The sequence below is a fragment of the Bradyrhizobium sp. 132 genome (assembly GCF_023074185.1).
In the GTDB taxonomy this organism is placed as follows: Bacteria; Pseudomonadota; Alphaproteobacteria; order Rhizobiales; family Xanthobacteraceae; genus Bradyrhizobium.
This window is the reverse complement of record NZ_JADPKY010000044.1, coordinates 1-6,674: the sequence shown is the minus strand read 5'-3', so window position 1 is coordinate 6,674 and position 6,674 is coordinate 1. Positions and strand designations below refer to the sequence as shown.

Below are 6,674 nucleotides of genomic sequence, written 5' to 3'. Positions count from 1 at the left end.
TTCGTCGGGCGCGCTCAGGTTGGGACAATGGCCGGTTGCCTTCAGAACCACCATTTTGCTGTTCGGGATGTTGCGCTGGACGTACGCACCCACCTGTTGCCCGGCGATGATGTCTTCGCTGCACTGGAGGATCAGCGTGCGAGCGTTGACCTTGGCCAGGTCGGCGCGATTGTCGGACAGGAACGTGACCCGGGCGAACTCCTTGGCGATCGCGGGATCCGTACGGCAGAAGCTGTTGGTCAGCTCCTCGCCGAGTTCGGGACGGTCGGGGTTGCCCATGATGGCGGGCGCCATCTGCGCCGACCAGCCCATGTGGTTCTCCTCCAGAAAAGAAAGAAGCTCCTCGATCTGCTGGGCGCTGAAGCCGCCGAAATAGTCGCCATCGTCGATGTAGCGCGCCGAAGGCCCCACAAGGATGAGGCTTTCGAACAGCGTGGGGTCCTTGACCGCGGCCAAGACCCCGATCATTGCGCTGACGGAGTGCCCTACGAAGACCGCGCCCTTCAGCCCCAGCGCTTGCCCAATCTCGACGACGTCGTCGGCATAGCCGGACAATTTGGAATACCTCTGGCGATCATAAGCGGTGAGGTCTGAGCGTCCCGCTCCGACGTGGTCGAACAGCACCGTGCTGAAATCCGACTCGAAGGCCGGCGCCACGAAGCGCCACATGTTCTGGTCGCATCCGAATCCATGAGCGAACATCATGGCCCGCTCGCCTCGGCCGCGGACCTGCACGTTGTTGCGGAATTCGACTGACACCCGATTCTCCTTCGCTTCAGGCGATTATCATTCTTTTGACAAGCCTAGCGTCAACTTGAGCGGAACCCTTTTTCGGGCGGGCAGGGATCAGGAGTTCCGGATCAGGAGATCCGACAGAGCCTCGACCAACTGCGCCGGCGCGAAGGGCTTGGGCAGGATGATGCTGCGCGGCACGCCGTTGGAGGCCCAGCGATGAGCGCTGCCGCCAGAGACGTAGAGGATCGCGCAGCTTGGATCGTGTTCCCGTGCGAGGCGGGCGAGCGCCCACCCATCGATCCCAGCGCGACCCAAGTTGACGTCGGTGACGAGTGCCCGCGGCAGAGGCGCTCCGACTAGCAGATCGGCCGCCGCCTCGGCGGATGCGGCGCTTAGGACGCCATAACCTGCCTCGACTAAGGTCTCCTCCAGCATCTCGCGGAGAAGATCTTCGTCCTCCACCAGAAGAATGGTCGATCTTTCTGCGGGGCCGGGAGAGTTGCTCAGGTGCATCCTATCGCATTCTTTATCAAAACGGCATCCGCAGTTCACGACGGGTAGGCCACCCGCCTCAACGGAGGAAAGGACGAAGCGTTCACTTTTTCTTGCGATCGCACCAAGCAAAAATCAGGAGAAATGCTGGTGCAGATTTCACCGATGGGCTGGGAGCAGTCAATTCGCCAATCGTCGGCCCGAGACGCACCTACGCAGGGACGAACGTCGGTAAGGCACTTCCCGCCGGCACCTCCGGTCGGGGCACTATCGCCCTGTGCGGATGAGGTCGATGAACCGATTCCAAGCGATCGTGGGAACGAGCCGGCGCTGGTCGGCGGGGATGCTGTCGTCCATCATTTTTTTGGCCAGGCGCTGTACCTCTTTGGAGGCCTTGCTCATGTGACCGGCATCGAAGGGCGGACGCGGATCGTATTCGATAACCAGTTGAATAGCCTCAGCCTGTTCGGCCCCGGCGATCTCGCCGGCCAGCCATAGCGCCAGGTCGATGCCGGCCGACACGCCGGCCGCCGTAACGACCTTCCCGGAGCGCACGACGCGCTCGTCGGGCCTGGGCTTCGCACCCATGGTCCGGAGCACGCCCATCTTGTACCAATGCGTGGTCGCGGGCTGCCCTTTCAGGATTCCCGCCGCGCCAAGGATCAATGCCCCGGTGCAGACCGAGGCGGTCCACCTGGCCCTCCGGTGCACCTTACGCAGCCACTCGAGGACCTCGTCGTCGACCATCTGGCCCGGCGTTGTCGAGCCTCCGGGAACAACCACCACGTCTGGAGCGGTTGTCTCCGCGATCGAGTGGGTGGCTCCGAGCAGAAGCCTGCCGCCTTCCGCGACGACAGGTCCGACTTCCTTGCCGACGAACCGCACCTTCGCACCGGGGAGGCGCGACAGCACTTCCCAGGGGCCGACCGCATCGAGCGCCGTCACCCCCTGATAGAGAAGGATTGCGATCTCAAGGGATGCTGCCATCCGAACTCCTCCTTCACAGGTCCTGGGTTGGCCGGCCAACCCAGATAACCGGACAAGCCAGGTTAGTCCTGAGTCCCGTTGCGCCTTCGTCACATCCATCTTCGCTGTCGCGGCAGGTCCGATCTCAATGGTCCGAAACTCCCCGGAAGAAGCTTTCCAACTTCTGGGTAGGGCCCTATCATCTGGTACGCCAAATAGGTTTTGCGAGAAGGATTACGGCCACCTCAGGTAGTGCGTCGGGCAGCGCACGTGCCTTGTGGACGTAAGCCGTGCCGCCCCTGCCGAGCCTCGAAAAGTCTGTGGAAGAGCCTAAGATTCGCGCCGCAGCGGTGACATTGAATGCTGGGCGGCTTCTGACGTTGGTTCAGTAGGTCCACAGCCGCAAACGGGAGCGCAATAGCGTCCCGCGAGCCGGGCTCAATCCAGCGCTGGAATAAAATGGAGGCCGCCGATAAAGCCGGCCTTACTCGTTGTCGTTCCGATAAGCTCTGAGTTCTGCGCGCATGCTAGCGCTTTCGAGAATGGCTAGTCGGCAAGCACTCCGCACGACCTCGGCCGTTTGCACAAGCTCTTACCGCTGATCTCTCAGCTGGCAGGCTTCGTCGATGGCAAGTTGGGCGCGATCGTGCACGGACTCAAGCATAGGCCAGCTTTTCACCGAATCGGCCATGTCACAAGTTAAGATGCGGCCTATTCAGCTTGCGGAGCTTCCCGATCAGTCCGCGCTGGTCGTCGGTGTGCAATGCGCGCCGGGGCACTGCGAAACGGACAGTAGGTACGTCAGTTCCAACAAGATGAACTTGACCTGTGCCGTTCGAACTTCGCTGCTCGCGATCGTGTCTTCGGCACCCTTCCTCGATATAAGCGTTGAGGGATCATGAAGGGCGCGTCCGGTGAACAAGGCGGGGAGTGGGTACTGGAGAAGCTCCGGCGTCACATTCGTATTCTGGTCGACATTGGACGACTTTCGGGTGAGACCGGCGACTTTGACCGATTTTTAGGCCAAATCGTTGTCCAGATCGCCCGCGCGGTCGAGATTCATCACGTCAAGATCCTTCGATACCGTCCTGAGACGTCCGATCTCCTCCTTCTCGCCGGTGTCGGATGGAAGGACGGTGCGGTCGGCGCAGCTACGTTCTCGATCGGCCTGCGTTCTGCGCCAGGGCGAGCCTACCAAACAGCAGAGCCGGTCAGCATCAAGGAATTTGGTGAGGACAATGACTACCTCCGCTCCGATTTCCTAAAGGAACACGGCATCGTCTCCTTGAGCAACGTGCCGATTCTGATTGATGGCGCGCGGCATGGGGGGTGTTGGAAGTAGACAGCACGACGCCGCGCGACTTCAGCGAGGATACAACTGAGTTTCTAACGGCGGCGGCTGCATTGATAGCTATTGTTTTGCGTTATACGGCTCGGCCGGATCAAGAGGCTAGGCTGATAGAGGCTCTCGCTGAAGCGCAAAATCGCGAGGTCTTGCTTAACGAGATGCAGCATCGTGTGAAGAACAATTTCCAGCTCGTTCTATCCTCGATATCTATCCAGAAGCGCCGTTACAATGACCCCGAGGCCCGCCGGGCCCTCGACCAAGTTGCAAATCGCATCACCGCAATTTCTCTCGCGCACGATCAGCTCGCCCCTCGACAGGAAGGTCAGGTTGTCAGGCTTGGCCAATACATTCGGGCTCTTTGCAGCGCGATCCGCCAGCAGGTTGATCAGGTTGAACTCGACGTTGAATGCGACGAACTCGAATTGAGCATTGATCGGGCGTTGCCGGTCGGGCTTATCTTGAACGAGACTGCGATGAACAGCATCAAGCATGCGTTTGGCACCAGCCGCGGCACCATCAGGGTCCGATTGGTTGGAGGGGTCGGGTACGGCGAGGCCCGCTTGACGGTCTCAGATGACGGACATGGGATCCAAGGCGCCCACCAGAATGGGTCTGGGCTCAAGTTGATCGCCTCGCTTGCCAGGCAGATAGGAGGCGCTATCAACCAGGAAAGTAACGAAAGCGGCACGACGACGACCTTGACATTTCCCCTGATGAGATAATCGGCCGTCGACCGACGCGAATACCCCACATCCTCAGAGAGCTTCCAGCTTTAACAGATTTCGCAGCATGACGATGTAGACGACTGAGCCGATCGATATGGCCATTCCAATCAGTGTTAATCCGAGAAAAAATTGGCCAGCCGTTTCGTGTAAGGTCGGAGTGACAGCCGATTCTTTGCGCCGCTGGTGAGGCTCGGAAAGTTCGAGGCCTCCACTTCAGCGGAATTCGGCGCCTGAATTCCGGCGCGGCTAAAGGCGGGAGGCATGAGGCGGCTTCAGAGCTTCTTATAACAGCCGCTAGAGTGGTCTTCGCGCATGGCGGACGTCGAATGTGCTTGCTGCAAAGGCGGCCATACAATCGCGACCGGCTGTCCAAACTTAGCCGCCCAGCGATACTCAATCGGAAGCTGAAGGATGCGGATTGTTGATCTCTACCGCCGAGGGAAATCCAAATACCCGGCAAAATAGGTATTAGGTATTAGTCTGCGACGGCAGGATCAGCCGCAGGGCTTTTCGGGTCTCGGAGCGGTTTCGCCGGCCAACTTTCACGGAGCCCCCGAGCTTTCGCCGAGAGACGTCCCGCCGGCCCTCTCGCTACCCGCAGCCTCTGTCCGTCGGCGCACACGTCCGCCGGCTTTAACCCTCCAGGAACTTTCATGTTGTGCTCATCCGTGGATGCGGCATTTTGGCGTGCTTTTTTTCTTTGAGGAAAACAAGGTGATGGGCGAAATAAGCTCTCGGTTGCGTGCGAACATGGACCTCATTTTGAGGAGGTGTGCCGAGAACTTCCGCGTGGCGGCGATCACGAGAGCCGTAAGTACATCGCGGAACAGTTGATCCAAGCGGCCGCGGCTGGTCAGAGCACCTTGGGCGAGCTGACGGCGGTCGCCAGAGGCGCCTTGGTGCGTCTCAACACTCGACCTAGGTCTGCCTAGCGGCTCCGGCTCAGGGCGCCGCCGGGACTAGCCGTCGGCAGGCCCTCCACCAGTACGACATCGCGCAGATCCTACGACCCTTTTCCAAGCCCGCATTTTGAACTGGCCGGTTAAGAAGCTGTGTGCAACATATGATCCGGCTGTCGGGCGATGCCGGCGGCCATAAGGCGCCGCGCTGCGGTTAGGTGCGGACCCCGACGCGCGGGGCCCATTGCTAATCCGATCGACCAGATGGAAAGCGGTAGCGAGGCGCCTATGATCACCACACGCTCAGCAGCCCCAAGAAAAAGCCAAACACCGAGCAAGGCGATCCCTAACCCTAACAAGACCAAAACCGAATTGGGATTTTGCATTGCAGGAACGCAACTTGAGGGAAGGGCGATAGATAGCAACCGTATCGAACGCCGTTGCTTGCGGACGGAGGATTGACGCGCTCTCCCTTGCGGACGCCTTACACTTCTTCGCGCTTTTCTTTTCGGTCATGATTTGGCTGCCCTTACGTTGCGCTCAAGGCGATCGCCGGCACGAATTCACACCCGGACCCGCCAGCGGACCTTGTCGATCTCGACCTTAACGCCATTGGGCATACGCGGCATTCCGCCCTTGACGCGCACCGGCGTCGCCACAGGGGCAGGCGCGGAATTGTTCTCGCAGACCAAGCCGGGGTCGTCGCGTTGGTGACGCATGTCATGAGAACAGCTCTTGCCGGAGAGACGGCCCCGGCCGGGGTGTCTTGGAGAGGTGGATCGGAGCCGCTCCGCCAGCCATCGGCGGCTATGGCCAGCAGACCTTAACCTTCGACGAAGTTCCACGTTCCTCCGCCGGGTGAACCGTTGCATAACTTTCCCATTGGAGATGCCACCTTTTTTAGCGAGATTTTGCCATGGCGAACGGCACCGAAGATCTTCAAATGCTGCGGTTGATCAGGGCTTTTCAGAAGCTGACCGATCAGAATACGCGGCGCAAGGTGCTCTTGTACGCCGAGGAGCAGGTTCACCAGCAGCAAACCGGTGCCCGGGTCGAGCATACGCCTGCTTCCGAGTGCACCAGCAAGTCGCCGCCCGGCAGCGGCGGCGGCACAACCGGAGATTCGTAGTCATTGGGCGGCCGACATGTGAAGCTAAGGCATATTTCGCGTCTCGGAGGAGAAACCCGATGCGCCTTGCATTGCCTTATCTTGGAATTGGTCTCTGCGCGTCGCTGGCGGCGTGGATGTCGGTGATGCTCTTCTATTGAAGTCCGTCCGCCCAGATTCGCCGATGCGGGCGGTCCTTAACTGTCTAGCCGGCAGGGTCGTTCCCTTTCGGCTCTTGCGAGAATTTTGGCATGTGTCCACGCGCTTCACGGTCACGCGGGGCGGGGCGCTCTGACGGGTCGCGGCCGAGCTTGGCCTGCAGCTCGACGAGGTCGGTGAAGACGTCGGCCTGGCGGCGCAGCTCGTCGGCGATCATCGGCGGCTGGCTGGCGATCGTGGAA

At 60.3% G+C, this 6,674-nt stretch carries 7 protein-coding genes and 1 pseudogene; 3 read left to right on the top strand and 5 right to left on the bottom strand.

What is annotated here, in order from left to right:
• The 3 genes from IVA74_RS08675 to IVA74_RS08665 all read right to left on the bottom strand — a co-directional run.
• A partial coding sequence (locus IVA74_RS08675) for an alpha/beta hydrolase (RefSeq protein ID WP_247341683.1) occupies nt 1-759 on the bottom strand: 759 nt, incomplete at its 3' end.
• A gap of 87 nt (nt 760-846) precedes the next feature.
• Complete coding sequence (locus IVA74_RS08670; protein ID WP_247341679.1) at nt 847-1,248, bottom strand: response regulator; 402 nt, start codon at nt 1,246-1,248, stop codon at nt 847-849.
• Between the two features lie 246 nt (nt 1,249-1,494).
• Nucleotides 1,495-2,214, bottom strand: a complete 720-nt coding sequence (locus IVA74_RS08665) for a DJ-1/PfpI family protein (protein WP_247341677.1) — start codon at nt 2,212-2,214, stop codon at nt 1,495-1,497.
• An 877-nt stretch (nt 2,215-3,091) separates the two neighbouring features.
• Here IVA74_RS08665 and IVA74_RS08660 point away from each other — a divergent pair.
• Nucleotides 3,092-3,535, top strand: coding sequence for a GAF domain-containing protein (locus tag IVA74_RS08660; protein WP_247341675.1), 444 nt, complete (start codon nt 3,092-3,094; stop codon nt 3,533-3,535).
• A complete protein-coding gene (locus tag IVA74_RS08655; RefSeq protein ID WP_247341672.1) occupies nt 3,523-4,263 on the top strand; it encodes a sensor histidine kinase in 741 nt (246 codons plus the stop codon). Before IVA74_RS08660 ends, IVA74_RS08655 begins: the two co-directional genes overlap by 13 nt.
• Before the next feature lie 1,465 nt (nt 4,264-5,728).
• Here IVA74_RS08655 and IVA74_RS08645 read toward each other — a convergent pair.
• Nucleotides 5,729-5,884 (bottom strand): hypothetical protein, encoded by a 156-nt coding sequence (locus IVA74_RS08645; protein ID WP_247341669.1) that lies wholly within the window; start codon nt 5,882-5,884, stop codon nt 5,729-5,731.
• Nucleotides 5,885-6,081: 197 nt separating this feature from the next.
• On the opposite strand from IVA74_RS08645, the gene IVA74_RS08640 reads away from it, so the two are divergent.
• Entirely contained in the window at nt 6,082-6,294 is a 213-nt protein-coding gene (locus tag IVA74_RS08640; protein WP_247341666.1) for a hypothetical protein, read from the top strand.
• 184 nt (nt 6,295-6,478) lie between these two features.
• Here the strand turns inward: IVA74_RS08640 and IVA74_RS08635 are convergent.
• A pseudogene (locus IVA74_RS08635) lies at nt 6,479-6,674 on the bottom strand (NYN domain-containing protein); the annotation flags it as partial.